The sequence below is a fragment of the Flavobacterium sp. YJ01 genome (assembly GCF_029320955.1).
Taxonomy (GTDB): domain Bacteria; phylum Bacteroidota; class Bacteroidia; order Flavobacteriales; family Flavobacteriaceae; genus Flavobacterium.
On sequence record NZ_CP119757.1, the window covers coordinates 4,836,546 to 4,851,546 of the forward strand.

12 protein-coding genes are annotated in these 15,001 nt (G+C 33.3%); 10 read left to right on the forward strand and 2 right to left on the reverse strand.

Features of this window, described 5'->3' with window-relative positions:
- The first annotated feature begins 16 nt into the window (after window positions 1–16).
- The gene (locus P0R33_RS20975) at window positions 17–664 is read left to right on the forward strand and encodes a porin family protein (RefSeq protein WP_276173110.1); all 648 of its coding nucleotides are present in this window, start codon (window positions 17–19) and stop codon (window positions 662–664) included.
- A gap of 84 nt (window positions 665–748) precedes the next feature.
- On the opposite strand, the gene P0R33_RS20980 is transcribed toward P0R33_RS20975, so the two are convergent.
- Complete coding sequence (locus tag P0R33_RS20980) at window positions 749–1,684, reverse strand: alpha/beta hydrolase (RefSeq protein WP_276173111.1); 936 nt, start codon at window positions 1,682–1,684, stop codon at window positions 749–751.
- A 406-nt stretch (window positions 1,685–2,090) separates the two neighbouring features.
- Here P0R33_RS20980 and P0R33_RS20985 point away from each other — a divergent pair, with 406 nt between their 5' ends.
- The 8 genes from P0R33_RS20985 (at window position 2,091) to P0R33_RS21020 (ending at window position 11,853) form a co-directional block, all read left to right on the forward strand.
- Window positions 2,091–3,560, forward strand: coding sequence for an MFS transporter (locus P0R33_RS20985; RefSeq protein ID WP_276173112.1), 1,470 nt, complete (start codon window positions 2,091–2,093; stop codon window positions 3,558–3,560).
- 98 nt (window positions 3,561–3,658) lie between these two features.
- Window positions 3,659–4,498: a 5-dehydro-4-deoxy-D-glucuronate isomerase gene (gene kduI / locus P0R33_RS20990; protein WP_276173113.1), complete on the forward strand. Its 840-nt coding sequence runs from the start codon at window positions 3,659–3,661 to the stop codon at window positions 4,496–4,498.
- Window positions 4,499–4,502: 4 nt separating this feature from the next.
- Complete coding sequence (locus P0R33_RS20995) at window positions 4,503–5,294, forward strand: gluconate 5-dehydrogenase (RefSeq protein ID WP_276173114.1); 792 nt, start codon at window positions 4,503–4,505, stop codon at window positions 5,292–5,294.
- Window positions 5,295–5,318: 24 nt separating this feature from the next.
- The gene (gene uxaC, locus P0R33_RS21000; RefSeq protein WP_276173115.1) at window positions 5,319–6,722 is read left to right on the forward strand and encodes a glucuronate isomerase; all 1,404 of its coding nucleotides are present in this window, start codon (window positions 5,319–5,321) and stop codon (window positions 6,720–6,722) included.
- 97 nt (window positions 6,723–6,819) lie between these two features.
- Window positions 6,820–7,842: a sugar kinase gene (locus P0R33_RS21005; RefSeq protein WP_276173116.1), complete on the forward strand. Its 1,023-nt coding sequence runs from the start codon at window positions 6,820–6,822 to the stop codon at window positions 7,840–7,842.
- A gap of 13 nt (window positions 7,843–7,855) precedes the next feature.
- Window positions 7,856–8,524 carry a bifunctional 4-hydroxy-2-oxoglutarate aldolase/2-dehydro-3-deoxy-phosphogluconate aldolase gene (locus tag P0R33_RS21010; protein ID WP_202004538.1) on the forward strand — a complete coding sequence of 223 codons (669 nt, stop codon included), beginning with the start codon at window positions 7,856–7,858 and terminating at the stop codon, window positions 8,522–8,524.
- Window positions 8,525–8,745: 221 nt separating this feature from the next.
- Window positions 8,746–10,191 (forward strand): tagaturonate reductase, encoded by a 1,446-nt coding sequence (locus tag P0R33_RS21015; protein WP_276173117.1) that lies wholly within the window; start codon window positions 8,746–8,748, stop codon window positions 10,189–10,191.
- A gap of 39 nt (window positions 10,192–10,230) precedes the next feature.
- Window positions 10,231–11,853, forward strand: a complete 1,623-nt coding sequence (locus P0R33_RS21020) for an altronate dehydratase family protein (RefSeq protein WP_276173118.1) — start codon at window positions 10,231–10,233, stop codon at window positions 11,851–11,853.
- Window positions 11,854–12,179: 326 nt separating this feature from the next.
- Here P0R33_RS21020 and P0R33_RS21025 read toward each other — a convergent pair whose 3' ends face one another.
- Entirely contained in the window at window positions 12,180–13,208 is a 1,029-nt protein-coding gene (locus P0R33_RS21025) for a LacI family DNA-binding transcriptional regulator (protein WP_276173119.1), read from the reverse strand.
- Between the two features lie 289 nt (window positions 13,209–13,497).
- Between P0R33_RS21025 and P0R33_RS21030 the strand changes: the two genes are divergently transcribed.
- On the forward strand, window positions 13,498–14,943 hold the full coding sequence (locus tag P0R33_RS21030) for a glycoside hydrolase family 28 protein (RefSeq protein ID WP_276173120.1): 1,446 nt from the start codon (window positions 13,498–13,500) through the stop codon (window positions 14,941–14,943).
- Window positions 14,944–15,001: the final 58 nt, after the last annotated feature.

The window sequence follows — 15,001 nt, forward strand, 5'->3', positions numbered from 1 at the left end:
AAAACAAATAAATACGATGAAAAAATCAAAGCTGATAATTTGTGCACTATTAATGTGTGCAGGTGCAATGGCTCAGACCGAAAAGGTTAAACTTGGTGTAAAAGCAGGATTAAATATTTCGAATCTTACATTTGATGAAAATGAACTGAAATCATCTGATAAAACAGGATTTACAGCAGGTTTAATGGCAGAAATTCCATTAACAAAAAGTTTTTCTGTACAGCCAGAATTATTATTTAGCCAGCAAGGAATGAAATTATCTTATTCAGATCCAGAAGTTCAAAATTCGCATTATAAAAGTACTATCGCTTTAAACTATTTGAATATTCCGATAATGTTGAAATATTATGTTGCGAAAGGTTTTAGTTTGCAGGCAGGACCTCAAGTAGGAATTTTGTTAAAAGCAAACAACAAATATCAAGATAACTTTTTAGGATATGATAACCATGATAAAATGGATTTGAAAGATTACTCAAATGGAGTAGATGCTTCTGTAAATTTCGGATTGGGTTACCAGTTTCAGAACAAGTTTTATGCAGATGTAAGATATAATATGTCTTATACCGATGTATTTAAAGATGCAACATCAAATACAAATTACATTATTAAAAGTGATATGAAGAACAGAATTTTTCAAGTAACCGTTGGTTATTTTTTTAAGTAGAGTTAGTAACAGACTTCTTCATATCTTTTTTAAAACCACTCTTAAAAAGAGTGGTTTTTTTTTATGATGAGAAAGAAATTTTAATTAAAATCCGTTCACCTTAAGCCATTCTGCACAATCTCTTGTCCAAAATTTACTTGTATCATTTACGCCCAAACCAAATCCGTGACCTCCTTTTTCATACAAATGTAACTCCGCTGTAACCGCATTTTTCTTTAAAGCTAAATAATAATTTATGCTGTTTTCGGGCATTACAACTGTATCGTCTGTAGTATGAATCAAAAAAGTTGGCGGTGTCTGCGCTGTAACTTTTTTTTCATTAGAAAATGAATCTATTAAATCTTGCGAAGGATTATTTCCTAACAAATTAGTTTGCGAGCCTTTATGCGTGATTTCATTTTCCATCGAAATAACAGGATAAATCAAAATAGAAAAATCGGGGCGAGCGCTTACTTTATAAGCAGATTCATAGACTTTGTCATCATAATGAGTTGAGGCAGTTGCAGCTAAATGTCCTCCGGCAGAAAATCCTAAAATACCAACTTTCTTTGGATCAATATTCCATTTTGAAGCATTTTGTCTCACATATCGAATAGCTTCTTGTGCATCTTGCAACGGGCCAACATTTTTATTTTTCATTGTTAAATCTGTTGGAAGTCTATATTTCAATACAAAAGCGGCAATTCCGATACTATTAAACCATTCAGCAACTTTTACTCCTTCTTTATCAAAAGCCAGATGCTGATAACCGCCTCCTGGACAAATAATTACCGCAGATTGGTTTGGCTTGCTTTCTTTCGGAATAAAAATACTTAATGTTGGTACAGAAACCTGACTTGTACTTTGCATTTTGCCTTCTTTAATTTCGGGCTTTTCTTTATAATCTGGAGCCTTTATTTCGTCTGGAATTTTATTCCAAAGCGGAATTACTTGATTTTGAGCATTTGAACAAAATATCCCTGAGAAAAGAATAAAACTTAATGTTATTCTTTTGTAAAATCCGTACTTTTTATTTTTCAATTTGATAGTTAATTATTTGTTTTACAATGTTTTATTTGTTTATGCTAAAGAAAATGTAACAGTTGATCTTGGCAATTGAAATTACTTTAAAAAAATCTCAAAAAACACCTTTTTTGGTACAATTTTACCCCATAAAAAGGATGAATTTCACCTGTTAGCTTTTAACAAATATATTGTTTAATGTGTAATTTTGTATTCTTTTTTTTATGTAATTTATTAATTTAAATACTTAAAATAATTTTTTATATAATTTATTTGGATTGTAGAGATTAAAAACTATATTTGTGCAATCGATTACATTGTTTCTGTTTGAAGGTGTTAATTTGTTGATTTTAATATTTTTAAACAGAAGTCAATTGTTTTATTAAGATTACCAAAAATTACAAAACTATAATACCCACTAACTATGAATCAAACCGAAACAGTTGCAGTAAATGAGAGCGTTAAGACCACAGGAAAATACCGTTGGAGTATTTGCGCCTTATTGTTTTTTGCAACAACAATCAATTATCTTGACAGACAAGTACTTTCTTTAACTTGGAGTGATTTTATCGCGCCAGAATTTCATTGGACAAATAATGATTACGGAAATATTACGGCGTTATTTTCTATTTTCTACGCAGTTTCGCTATTGTTTGCAGGAAGATTTGTGGATTGGTTAGATACTAAAAAAGGATTTCTTTGGGCAATCGGAATTTGGTCTGTTGGTGCCTGTCTTCATGCATTTTGCGGAATTGCAACTTCTGGAATTATTACAGGAAATTGGTTTGTAGGATTTCATGGTTCAAAAGAAATAATTAGTACAGTAAGCGATACAGCATTGGTAATCAATGTAAGTGTTGCTTTATTTATTTTTGCTCGTTTTGTTTTAGCAGTTGGAGAAGCAGGAAACTTTCCGGCAGCAATTAAAACTACAGCAGAATATTTTCCTAAAAAAGATAGAGCTTTTGCCACCAGTATTTTCAATGCAGGAGCAACTGTTGGAGCTTTGGCAGCGCCAATTACAATTCCGTTTATTGCAAAATCTTTCGGTTGGGAAATGTCTTTTATCATTATCGGAGCTTTAGGTTTTGTTTGGATGGGATTTTGGATGTTTATGTACGATAAGCCAGAAAGACATTCTAAAGTTACAGCAGAAGAATTAGCTTACATTCAGCAAGATGATATTGCAGATAGTAAATTAGTTGGTTACGTTCCTGAAACTACCACGAAAGTTTCTTTAGCAGACTGTTTCAAATACAAACAAACTTGGGCATTTGCTTTCGGTAAATTTATGACAGACGGTGTTTGGTGGTTTTTCTTGTTCTGGACACCAGCTTATTTAAGTTCCGTTTACGGAATGGATTCTACAGAAGCGGCATTTCCATTATTTATACTTTATCTAATCACTTTATTATCAATTATTGGAGGTTGGCTTCCAACTTATTTTGTAGAGAAAAAAGGAATGAATCCTTACGAAGGACGAATGAGAGCAATGTTAATTTTTGCCTTTTTTCCGCTTTTAGCATTAATCGCACAACCATTAGGATACATTAGTTATTGGGTTCCAGTAATCATTATCGGAATTGCGGGAGCAGCGCACCAATCATGGTCGGCAAATATCTTTACAACTGTTGGAGATATGTTTCCTAAAAAAGCAATTGCAACAATTACAGGAATTGGAGGTTTAGCAGGAGGTTTAGGATCGACTTTAATTAATAAAGGATCAGGAGTTTTGTTTGATTATGCAAAAGAATCTGAAATGGTTTTTATGGGATTCAAAGGAATAGAAGCTGGATATTTTATCATTTTCTCAATTTGCGCAGTTTGTTACTTAACTGGTTGGATTGTAATGAAATCACTAGTTCCTAAATATGCTCCAATTACTGATTTATAAAGAAAAATAGACAGAATTGAAATATTTTTTTCGTTTCAATTATGCTATTTAAATATAAAAATATAATTTTGTGCAATCGATTACATTAATTTAAAATTATGACAAAATATAGTTCAAGATACGCGTCAAGTCCAGAAGCAGTTAAAAAATATGATACACAACAATTGAGAGAAGAATTCTTAATTGATGACTTAATGCAAGAGGATGAAGTAGTGTTGGTTTATTCGCATTACGATAGATACATTGCAGGTTCTGCAGTTCCTGTAAAAGGCGATTTAACTTTAGAAACTATTGATCCGCTAAAAGCACCTTATTTTTTAGAAAGAAGAGAATTAGGAATTATTAATGTTGGTGGAAGCGGTTCTGTGGTTGTTGAAGGAACTTCTTATGCGTTAGGTTTTAAAGATGCTTTGTATATCGGAAGCGGGAACAAAGATGTTGTTTTTAAAAGTGATGATAGCAGTAATCCTGCAAAATTCTATTTGAATTCTGCTCCAGCTCATACAACTTATCCAACTAAAAAAGTAAGTTTAGAAGAAGCGAATAAATTGCAGTTGGGTACAATGGAAACGGCTAATCACCGTACAGTAAATCAAATGATTATTGGAAGCGTGGTGACAACTTGCCAATTGCAAATGGGAATGACAGAATTGAAACCAGGAAGTGTTTGGAATACAATGCCAGCTCACGTTCACGATCGTAGAATGGAAGTTTATTTCTATTTGGATATTCCAGAAAACCAAGCAGTTTGCCATTTTATGGGACAACCACAAGAAACAAGACATATTTGGATGAACAATCATCAGGCAGTAATCTCTCCGCCTTGGTCAATTCACTCAGGTTCAGGAACTAGTAATTATACTTTTATCTGGGGAATGGCTGGTGAAAACCTAGATTACGGAGATATGGATGTTTGTAAAATCACAGATTTAAGATAAGAAAATGACAAACTTATTTGATATAAAAGGAAAAGTTGCCCTTATCACAGGAAGTACGCACGGATTGGGAATGGCAATGGCAAAAGGACTTGGGCAAGCTGGAGCTACAATTGTAGTAAACGGTAATTCTTCTCAAGAAAAAATTGATCATGCTGTAGCGGAGTTAAAAAGCGAAGGTATTAATGCTGTTGGTTATAAATTTAATGTAACAGAAGAGCAACAAGTAAAAGAAGCTGTTGCTAAAATTGAAAGTGAAGTTGGATCAATCGATATCTTAATTAACAATGCAGGAATTATTAAAAGAATTCCGCTTTTAGATATGGAAGTTTCAGATTTCAGAGAAGTTGTAGATATAGATTTAGTAAGTCCATTTATCGTTTCTAAGCATGTTGCAAAAGGAATGATCGAAAGACGTCAAGGAAAAATCATCAACATTTGCTCGATGATGAGTGAATTAGGAAGAAATACTGTTTCTGCTTACGCAGCTGCAAAAGGAGGCTTAAAAATGCTGACTAAAAACATGGCAACAGAATGGGCAAAATACAATGTTCAAATTAACGGAATTGGACCTGGATATTTTGCTACAGAACAAACAAAACCAATTAGAGTTGACGGACATCCGTTTAACGATTTTATTATAAGCAGAACTCCTGCTGCAAAATGGGGAGATCCAAGTGATTTAGCTGGAGCTGCAATATTTTTATCATCCAAAGCGAGTGATTTTGTAAACGGTCACATTTTATATGTTGATGGCGGAATCTTAGCAACAATTGGAAAACCTTCAAACGAAGAATAATTCTCAAATTATATTTAAAAAGAAATGAGCGCAAATACATTCATACACGACAATTTTTTATTAGAAAATAAATACGCTGAAGAGTTATATCACAATTACTCTAAAAACCAGCCAATTATTGATTACCACAATCACTTAAATCCGCAGTTTATTGCTGAGGATAAGATTTTTGATAACATTACGAATGTATGGATCAATGGAGATCACTACAAATGGCGTGCAATGCGTACATTAGGGATCAACGAGCAGTTTGTAACAGGAAATGGTTCAGATAAAGATAAATTCTTAAACTGGGCAAAAACAGTTCCGTACACGATGCGTAATCCTTTGTACCACTGGACACATTTAGAGTTAGCGCGCTATTTTGACATTTATGATTTGTTGAATGAAAAGTCGGCTGAGAAAATTTACATCGAAACTTCAGAGAAAGTAAATTCTCCAGCTTACAGCACACAAAACCTTCTTAAAAAAGTAAACGCTGAATTAGTTTGTACAACAGAAGATCCAATTGATAGTTTAGAATATCACAAAAAATTCGAAAACAATTCGACTGGAATTAAAATGAGTACGGCTTTCAGACCTGATAAAGCCATCTTAATTGCTAATGATGGTTATAATGCATATCTGGACACATTAGGGGATGTGTCCGGTATTGCAATTAACACTTTTACTGATTTGCAAGCTGCATTAAGAAACAGAATTGAATTCTTTAATGCAAACGGATGTAAATTAAGTGATCATGGTTTAGATCAAATTTATTTTGAAGAATTTACAGAATCTGAGGTTGCTACAATTTTCAAAAAGAAAAGAGAAAACAGAATTATTTCGCCAGAAGAAGCTTTAAAATTCCAAAGTGCTGTTTTGATTTTCTTATGCGAAACGTATCACGAGTTTGGATGGGTACAACAATTTCACTTAGGGGCATTGCGTAATAACAACGCTCGTATGCACAGAATTTTAGGTCCAGATACAGGATGGGATTCTATTGGAGATTATCCTCAGGCTCAAAAACTTTCAGGTTTCTTAAATGCTTTAGACAGCAAAGATAAATTGAGTAAAACAATTATCTATAACTTGAATCCAGCTGATAACGAAGTTATGGCGACTATGATTGGAAATTTCAACGACGGAAGTGTTCGCGGAAAAGTACAATTTGGTTCAGGATGGTGGTTCTTAGATCAAAAAGACGGAATGACAAAGCAGTTAAATGCGCTTTCAAATATGGGATTAATTAGCTGTTTCGTTGGAATGCTGACAGATTCTAGAAGTTTCTTATCGTTCCCAAGACACGAATATTTCAGACGTATTTTATGTAATCTTTTGGGAGACGAAATCAAACGCGGTGAATTGCCAAATGATATGGAATGGATTGGAAAATTAGTTTCTGATATTTCATATAACAACGCTAAAGAATATTTTAAGTTTTAATTGAAAATTAACCGCAAAGGTCACAAAGATTTACGCAAGGTTCGCTAAGTTTTAATCTTTTTAATCCTTGTAATCTGTGGCAAAAAAAATATAAATAATGAGTAGAGTAGTTGCATTTGGAGAAATCATGCTTCGTTTATCGACAGAAAGACATCTGCGTTTTTCGCAATCTACAGCATTTGGTGCTACGTATGGTGGCGGCGAATTTAATGTTTGTGTTTCTCTGGCAAATTATGGTGTAAATGCTGAATTTGTTTCAAGATTACCTGAAAATGAAATTGGTTTTTCTGCATTGAAAGAAATCAGGAAAATGAATGTCGAATCTAAAAACATGGTTTATGGAGGAGAGCGTTTAGGAATTTATTTCTTAGAAACTGGTGCAGGAACTCGCGGAAGTAATGTAGTTTACGATCGTGCTCACAGTGCTATGTCAACTATAGAAAAAGGACAAGTTGATTGGGAAAAAGTTCTAGAAGGAGCCGAATGGTTTCATTGGAGCGGAATTACACCAGCTATTTCTCAAAGTGCAGCAGAAGCTTGTTTAGAAGCCATTAAAGTGGCTCATAAAAAAGGAATTAAAATCTCATGCGATTTAAACTATAGATCAAAACTTTGGCAATATGGTAAAACGCCTAGCGAAGTTATGCCTGAAATGCTAAAATACAGTAATGTAATTTTAGGAGATATTGACACGGCGTATTTCATGTTGGGAATTCCAAAAGTAAATCCAAATTATCAGGATGAGAAATCGCTTCCAGCAGTATACGATAAATTGTTTGAATTGATTCCGAATCTGCATATTGCTGCAACAACTTTACGCTATTCTGTAAGTGCTTCACACCAAAGAATTGGTGGGATTTTATACGATGGAAAAGCAATTTACAGCGCAAAAGTAAAAGAAGTTACGCCAGTTGTGGATCGTGTAGGAAGTGGAGATGCTTTTATGGGCGGATTAATTTATGGATTATTAGAATATCAGAATAATAACCAGAGAGCATTAGATTTCGCAGTTGCAGCTTGTTGCTTAAAACATACAATTGCAGGTGATTACAACTTGGTTACATTAAAAGAAGTTGAAAATATGATTGATGGTGATGGTTCTGCATTAGTATCAAGATAATTTTAAATAAAAAATGGCAAAATATTCAAGAATAGAGGTTGCGCAAACAATGAAGGATAATGGTATGGTTCCGTTGTTTTTTCATTCTGATATCGAATTGAGTAAAAAAGTATTAAAAGCGTGTTACGACGGAGGTTCCAGATTAATGGAATTTACAAGCAGAGGTGATTTTGCACATGAAGTTTTTGGAGCTTTAAACAAATATGCTTTAGCGGAACTTCCTGGAATGATCTTAGGAGTTGGTTCTATTACAGATGCAGCTTCAGCTTCATTGTACATGAGTTTGGGAGCAAATTTTATTGTAACTCCAGTTTTTAGAGAAGATATAGCTATAGCTTGTAATCGCAGAAAAGTATTGTGGTCGCCAGGTTGCGGAACTTTGACAGAAATTGCAAGAGCTGAAGAATTAGGTTGCGAAATCGTAAAATTATTTCCAGCTGATACTTATGGACCAGAATTCATTAAAGCGATAAAAGGTCCGTGCCCGTGGACAAACATTATGCCGACAGGCGGAGTTTACCCAACGGTTGAAAGTTTGAGTTCATGGCTGAATGCTGGAGCAACTTGTGTTGGTTTAGGTTCGCAATTAATTTCAAAAGATATTTTAGATAATAAAGATTTCGACGGACTAACCACAAAAGTGAAACAAGTTCTTGACATTATAAAAGATATAAGAAAATAAGATTAAGGGGTAATCATGCCAAACTCCTTATTTTATAAGTTTTTTTTAGATTTTTAGAGATTGTAATTGAACATTACGCTTGAAAAATTTAGCTAGCCATTCCTCACAGCCGGCTTTATTTTACTCAATCGGGTGTAATGTTTCATTTACAATTTAAAAGGCAGAAATGAAGAAATAAGGTTTATAGATGGTTATTTATAACGCATTAAAGAAAATTTAAAATGAAAAAATTAAATAGAATAAATACAGGATTAGAAAAGTTACAGCCAATTAAAGTAGTTCAGTTTGGAGAAGGTAACTTTTTAAGAGCCTTTGTTGATTATGCTTTTGACAAACTGAATAAAGAAGTTGATTTTAATGCCGGTATTGCTGTAGTTCAACCTTTGAAAGACGGTATGGTAAATATGATTAACGATCAGGATGGTCTTTATACCTTGTTTATGAACGGAATTAAAAAAGGTGAAAAGATACAAGATATTGTGTTAATTAATAATATTGTAAAAACTATAAACCCATATACTGAATTTACAAATTATTTGGCTTTAGCCAAAGAAGAAGAACTTCAGTTTATTGTTTCTAATACTACAGAAGCTGGAATTGAATTTATTGAAAGTGATACTCCAGACATGCAGCCACCAGTGTCATTTCCTGCAAAATTGACGGTTTTATTATATGAAAGATTTAAACATTTTAATGGAGATGCCTCTAAAGGAGTTACAATAATTCCTTGTGAATTAATTGATTATAACTCTGAAACGCTTAAAAAATATATTTTGCAATATGTTGATTTATGGAAATTAGAGGATGCATTTAAAACTTGGGTATCAGATGCTTGTACCTATCATAGTACTTTGGTTGACAGAATTGTTCCTGGATATCCAAGAGCTGAAATTGAAGAATATAATAATAAATTAGATTATGAGGACAATTTAATTGTTGCGGCTGAACCTTTTTTCCTTTGGGCTATTGAAGGGGGAGATGATCTAAAAGCAAAATTGCCTTTTCACAAAACAGATTTGAATGTAAAAATCGTTGATGATATACGTCCTTTTAAAATGATTAAAGTTCGTATTTTAAACGGTGCACATACAGCAATGGTTCCTTTTTCACTTTTGCATGGTAATAAATTAGTAATGGAAACTGTTAACGGAGATTTTACAGGAGAATTTGTAAATAGCGTTATTAGTGAAATTAGTGAAACTCTTGATATGGATAAAAATGAAATTACAGCCTATTCTGAGGAGGTAATGGACCGATTTAAAAATCCATTTATCAAACATGCACTTGCTGATATTGCATTAAATTCTGTATCAAAATTCAAAGTAAGAGTTTTGCCTAGTTTATTAGGATATTATAAAGCTAATAATAAATTGCCTGTTAATTTGACTTTTTCATTAGCGAGTTTAATTCGTTTCTACAAAGGAACTTGGAACGGTCAAAGTTTACCGGTTAAAGATGGTGAAGATATTACAGCTTTCTTCAACGGACTTTGGAAATCGGATGATTACGAGAAAATCGCTCGTTTAACATTACAAAACAAATCATTCTGGGATCAAGATTTAACTGAAATTCCAGGACTTACAAGAGCAATTACAATTGCATTAGAAGAAATAGATTCAAACGGAATTGAAGCAGGTTTTGCTAAGTTTCAAGAAAGAATAAAATAAAAAAAAACACACAAAAAGAACAAAGAACAAAGGTTAATTATGGCAACGCAGAAAAAATTAATAAAAGTACATCCTACAGATAATGTAGCGGTGGCTTTGGTGAATCTGACAGCTGGCGAAGTGATTGATTTTGAAGGACAATCAATTGCTGTTGAGTCTGATGTGAAAATGAAACATAAGATTGCAATGGTTCCTTTTAATGTAGGAGACAGAATCATTATGTATGGTGTTTTAGTAGGTAAAGCGAGTGCAAGAATCGAAAAAGGAGGATTGCTTTCTACTGCAAACGTTAAACACGAAAGTGATAAAGTTACTGGTAAAACAGAAACGATTGGCTGGACTGCGCCAAATGTAGATAAATGGAAAGACAGAACGTGGCAGGGCTATCATAGAGAAGATGGGCAAGTTGGAACAGAAAATGTTTGGTTATTTTTTCCATTGGTTTTTTGCGAAAATAGAAACATCGAAATCTTAAAAGATATTTTTGAGAAAGAATTGATGAAACCAAAAGAGAACGATTACCAATTATTGTTGCGTTCTTTGGTAAAATCAGAAACTGGTGGAGCAGGAAATCAAGAAGCTTCAAACGATGCTAATTTATTCAATAATATTCAGGTAAAATTCATCACGCACCAAGGTGGTTGTGGAGGAATTCGTCAGGATTCACATAGTTTGGCTAAACTTTTGGCAGGTTATGTAAATAATCCAAACGTGGCTGGAGCAACTGTATTGAGTTTAGGATGCCAGAATCTTCAGATTTCAATTTTCAAAGAAGCTTTAGATGCTATTAATCCAGACAGTAAAAAGCCTGTTTTAATCTACGATCAACAATCTATCGGAACAATTGAAACGATGTTGAGCAGTGTTGTAAAAGATACTTTCGAAGCGATTAAAAAAGCAAACGATATTAAGAGAGAACCAGCGCCATTATCTAAACTAAGAATTGGTTTAGAATGTGGTGGATCTGACGGATTCTCTGGGATTTCTGCAAACCCGACTTTAGGTGTATTGTCTGATAAATTGGCTGCTTTAGGCGGAACAACAATCCTTTCTGAGTTCCCAGAATTATGTGGAGTAGAGCAGGAATTAGTAAACCGTTGTGTTGATGACGAAGACGGAAAACGTTTCTTGGATTTGATGCAATGGTACGAAAAAACAGTTGTTGATGCTGGTTCAGGATTTGATATGAATCCTTCTCCAGGAAACATCAAAGACGGTTTGATTACTGATGCTATGAAATCTGCTGGTGCAGCTAAAAAAGGAGGAACATCTCCAATTGCTGGTGTTTATGATTACGGAGAGTATATTAACGAACCAGGATTAACATTGCTATGTACGCCAGGAAATGATGTTGAGTGCACAACCGCAATGGTAGGCTCAGGAGCTAATATGGTATTATTTACAACAGGTTTAGGAACTCCAACAGGAAATCCAATTGCGCCAGTTGTAAAAATATCTTCTAACTCTGAGTTGGCGGCAAAAATGTCTGATATTATCGATATTGACACTGGAGGAATTATCAAAGGTGAAAAATCTATCGAAGAAATGTCTGATGAAATGCTTGAATTTATTATTGATATTGCTAGTGGTACAATTAAAACCAAAGCGGCAGTTTTAAATCAGAATGATTTTATTCCTTGGAAAAGAGGAGTTTCACTTTAGTTTTTTAGGTACTAAGCTACTAAGATGCTAAGGTTCTGAGGGACAAAGTGACAAAGGTTTATATAGAAGACGCACATATTGTGCGTCTTTTTTTATATAGAAAGCTTCAGAGAAGCGAAATATTTATAGAAAAAAAATAAGCGGTTACAACATAAAGCTCCAGAGGAGCGACATAGATTGATTAGGTTTGCAGAAAAAATATGTCGCTCCTCTGGAGCTTTGTTGTGTGATTTATTGTGATTCTATAAATATTTCGCTTCTCTGAAGCTTATAAAAAAAGCTACCCTTGTGAGATAGCTTATATAACTTATATGGTAAAAATAATATTAAAAACTAGTTTTTGTAGAAGACTTGCGAATATGTAATTCTGGTGCTAGAACGACCTTTTTTTCTATTTTAATAGTGTCTGTTTTGTCTACTTGTTCTAAGAAAACGCGGGCAGACATTTTTCCCATTTCCAAAGGAGATTGATCTACAGAGGTAATTGATAATTCCATAAATTTTGTAAAAGGTTCGTTACTGAAACCAGCAACACAAAACTCATTAGGAATACTGATATTTCTTTCTTTCAATTCTTGAATCGCTCCTAATGCAGCAAAATCAGACGATGAAAAAATAGCATCTGGTGGAGTTTCTAATTGTAAAAGTTTATCTACTGCTTCTTTACCTGCGTCTACGCTACTTTTGGTGTAAATAACATGTTCTTCGTTAAAAGTAAGTCCACTGTCTAATAAAGCTTGTTTGTAGCCTAAAAACCTGTTTTTAAAGATGTCTAAAGATTGATCTCCAGATAAATGAGCGATATGCCTGCAACCTTCGTCAATTAAATGTTTGGTTGCTAAATAACCTCCTTTAAAGTCATTGATTGTTACCGAACTTACTCCATCAATATGTTTACTTCTATCAAAAAATATTAGGGGAACATTTTTCTCCAAAACATTTCTAAAAGCGCTATCATTTTCATTTGAAATTCCTGTAACCGACATCATAATTCCGTCTACTTGCGCATCTACAAGTGTATGAAGATTCTCATTTTCTCTTTTAATGCTTTCATGTGTTTGGCAGATAATTACTTGATAGCCATGAGGATAAAGCTCTTCTTCGATTCCTCTAATTACAGAAGCGAAAAAATTGCTGTCAATACGAGGTACAATAACTCCGATATTATTACTTCGACCGCTCTTCAATGCAAGTGCCAATTTATTTTGCTTGTAATTCATGGCAGCAGCAGTCTTAATAACTAACTCTCTTGTGGCTTCTTTAATCTTCGGATTATTATTTAAAGCTCTAGAGACGGTTGCAGCCGTGATATTTAATTTTTCAGCAATATCGTAAATAGTTACTTTTTCACTCATTCAAAAAAAGTTTATCGGATTATGTATTAGACAAAAGTACATTTTTTTTTATTATGTAATATAAATTGTTATCGATTACCAGAATTAAAAAATCAAACGATTTAGGAATTATTATGATAATAATTTATCTAAATTTTTGCGTTAAATGTAATTAAAATTTGTAATAAAAATTAAATATATAATTTTTTTCTAAATTAATTTGTTCCAATAGAACAATTTTTCTACTTTCGTGTAATCGATTACATGGTTTTTGAATGTTTTCGGTATTAAATAAGAAAATACTTTGCAAATGATTAAAAATAAGAGCATAACATCTAAATGGATTCTGTTTTTAACGACTATGGTCGCGTTAGTTACATCTTGCGGAGAAAAAAATGCCGTAACTTCTTCTGATGCTTCAAATAATCCTTGGAAAAAGATGGATTTAATCATTAAAAGTATTCCACAAACTAAGTTTTCGAATAAGATTTACAATATAAACGATTTTGGTGCAATTGCTGATGGAAAAACATTAAACACGATAGCTTTTCAAAAGGCAATAAAAGAATGTGCAGCAAACGGCGGCGGTCAAGTTTTGGTTCCGAATGGAAAATATTTAACTGGAGCGATTCACTTAGAAAGTAATATAAATCTGCATTTAGAAGATAACGCTGAAATCCTTTTCAGTTTAAATCCGAAAGATTATCCGATTGTTCATACTTCTTGGGAAGGAACAGAAGTGATGAATTATTCGCCGCTTATTTATGCGAAAAATAAAACCAATATCGCAGTTACAGGAAAAGGCACATTAAACGGTCAAGCTGATAGCACCAATTGGTGGATTTGGTCTGGGGGAAAAAATTATGGCTGGAAAAAAGGAATTTCGTCTCAAAATGATCCGACAAATCGTGAAGTTTTGGTTGATATGGCCGAAAAAGGAATTCCAGTTTCAGAACGCATTTTTGGAGATGGACGTTATTTAAGACCTAACTTTATTGAATTTTTTGAATGTAATACTGCTTTAATAAAAGATATAAAAATCATCAATTCGCCTTTTTGGATTTTGCATCCAATAAAAACCAATAACATGATTATTGATGGCGTTACGGTAAACAGTCACGGTCCAAATAACGATGGCTGCGATCCGGAATATTCTCAAAACATTATAATTAAAAACTGCACTTTTAATACAGGCGACGATTGTATTGCCATTAAAGCTGGACGTGACGCAGACGGAAGAAGAGTGGCTATTCCAAGTAAAAACATAATTGTTCAAAATTGTAAAATGGTTGACGGACATGGTGGCGTTGTTATCGGAAGTGAGATTTCTGCTGGTGTAAATAATGTTTTTGTTGAAAATTGTGTTATGGACAGTCCGAATCTTGATCGTGCTATTCGCATCAAAACCAACTCAAAAAGAGGCGGAATTATAGAAGATATTTTTGTTAGAAATCTTGAAGTTGGTACGGTTAAAGAATGTGTTTTAAAATTAAATATGTTTTACAATGTCTACGGATCTCAAACAGGAAATTTTATTCCGACAATAAGAAATGTCAGTTTAGAAAATGTAAATGTCAAAAACGGTGGAAAATACAGCGTTTGGGCTGATGGTTACAAAGAATCTCCTGTTGAAAATATCACATTAAAAAATGTAAAAATTCAAAAAGTAGATTCTGTCTATTTGTTGAAAAATGTAAAAAATATAAAGTTCATAGATACCTACGTAAACAACAAAAAAGTAGAATCTGTTAAGTAATAATATTTCTCGAATTGTTGGTAATTAGTAATTTATTTTTTGAGATTATTGTTTTTTG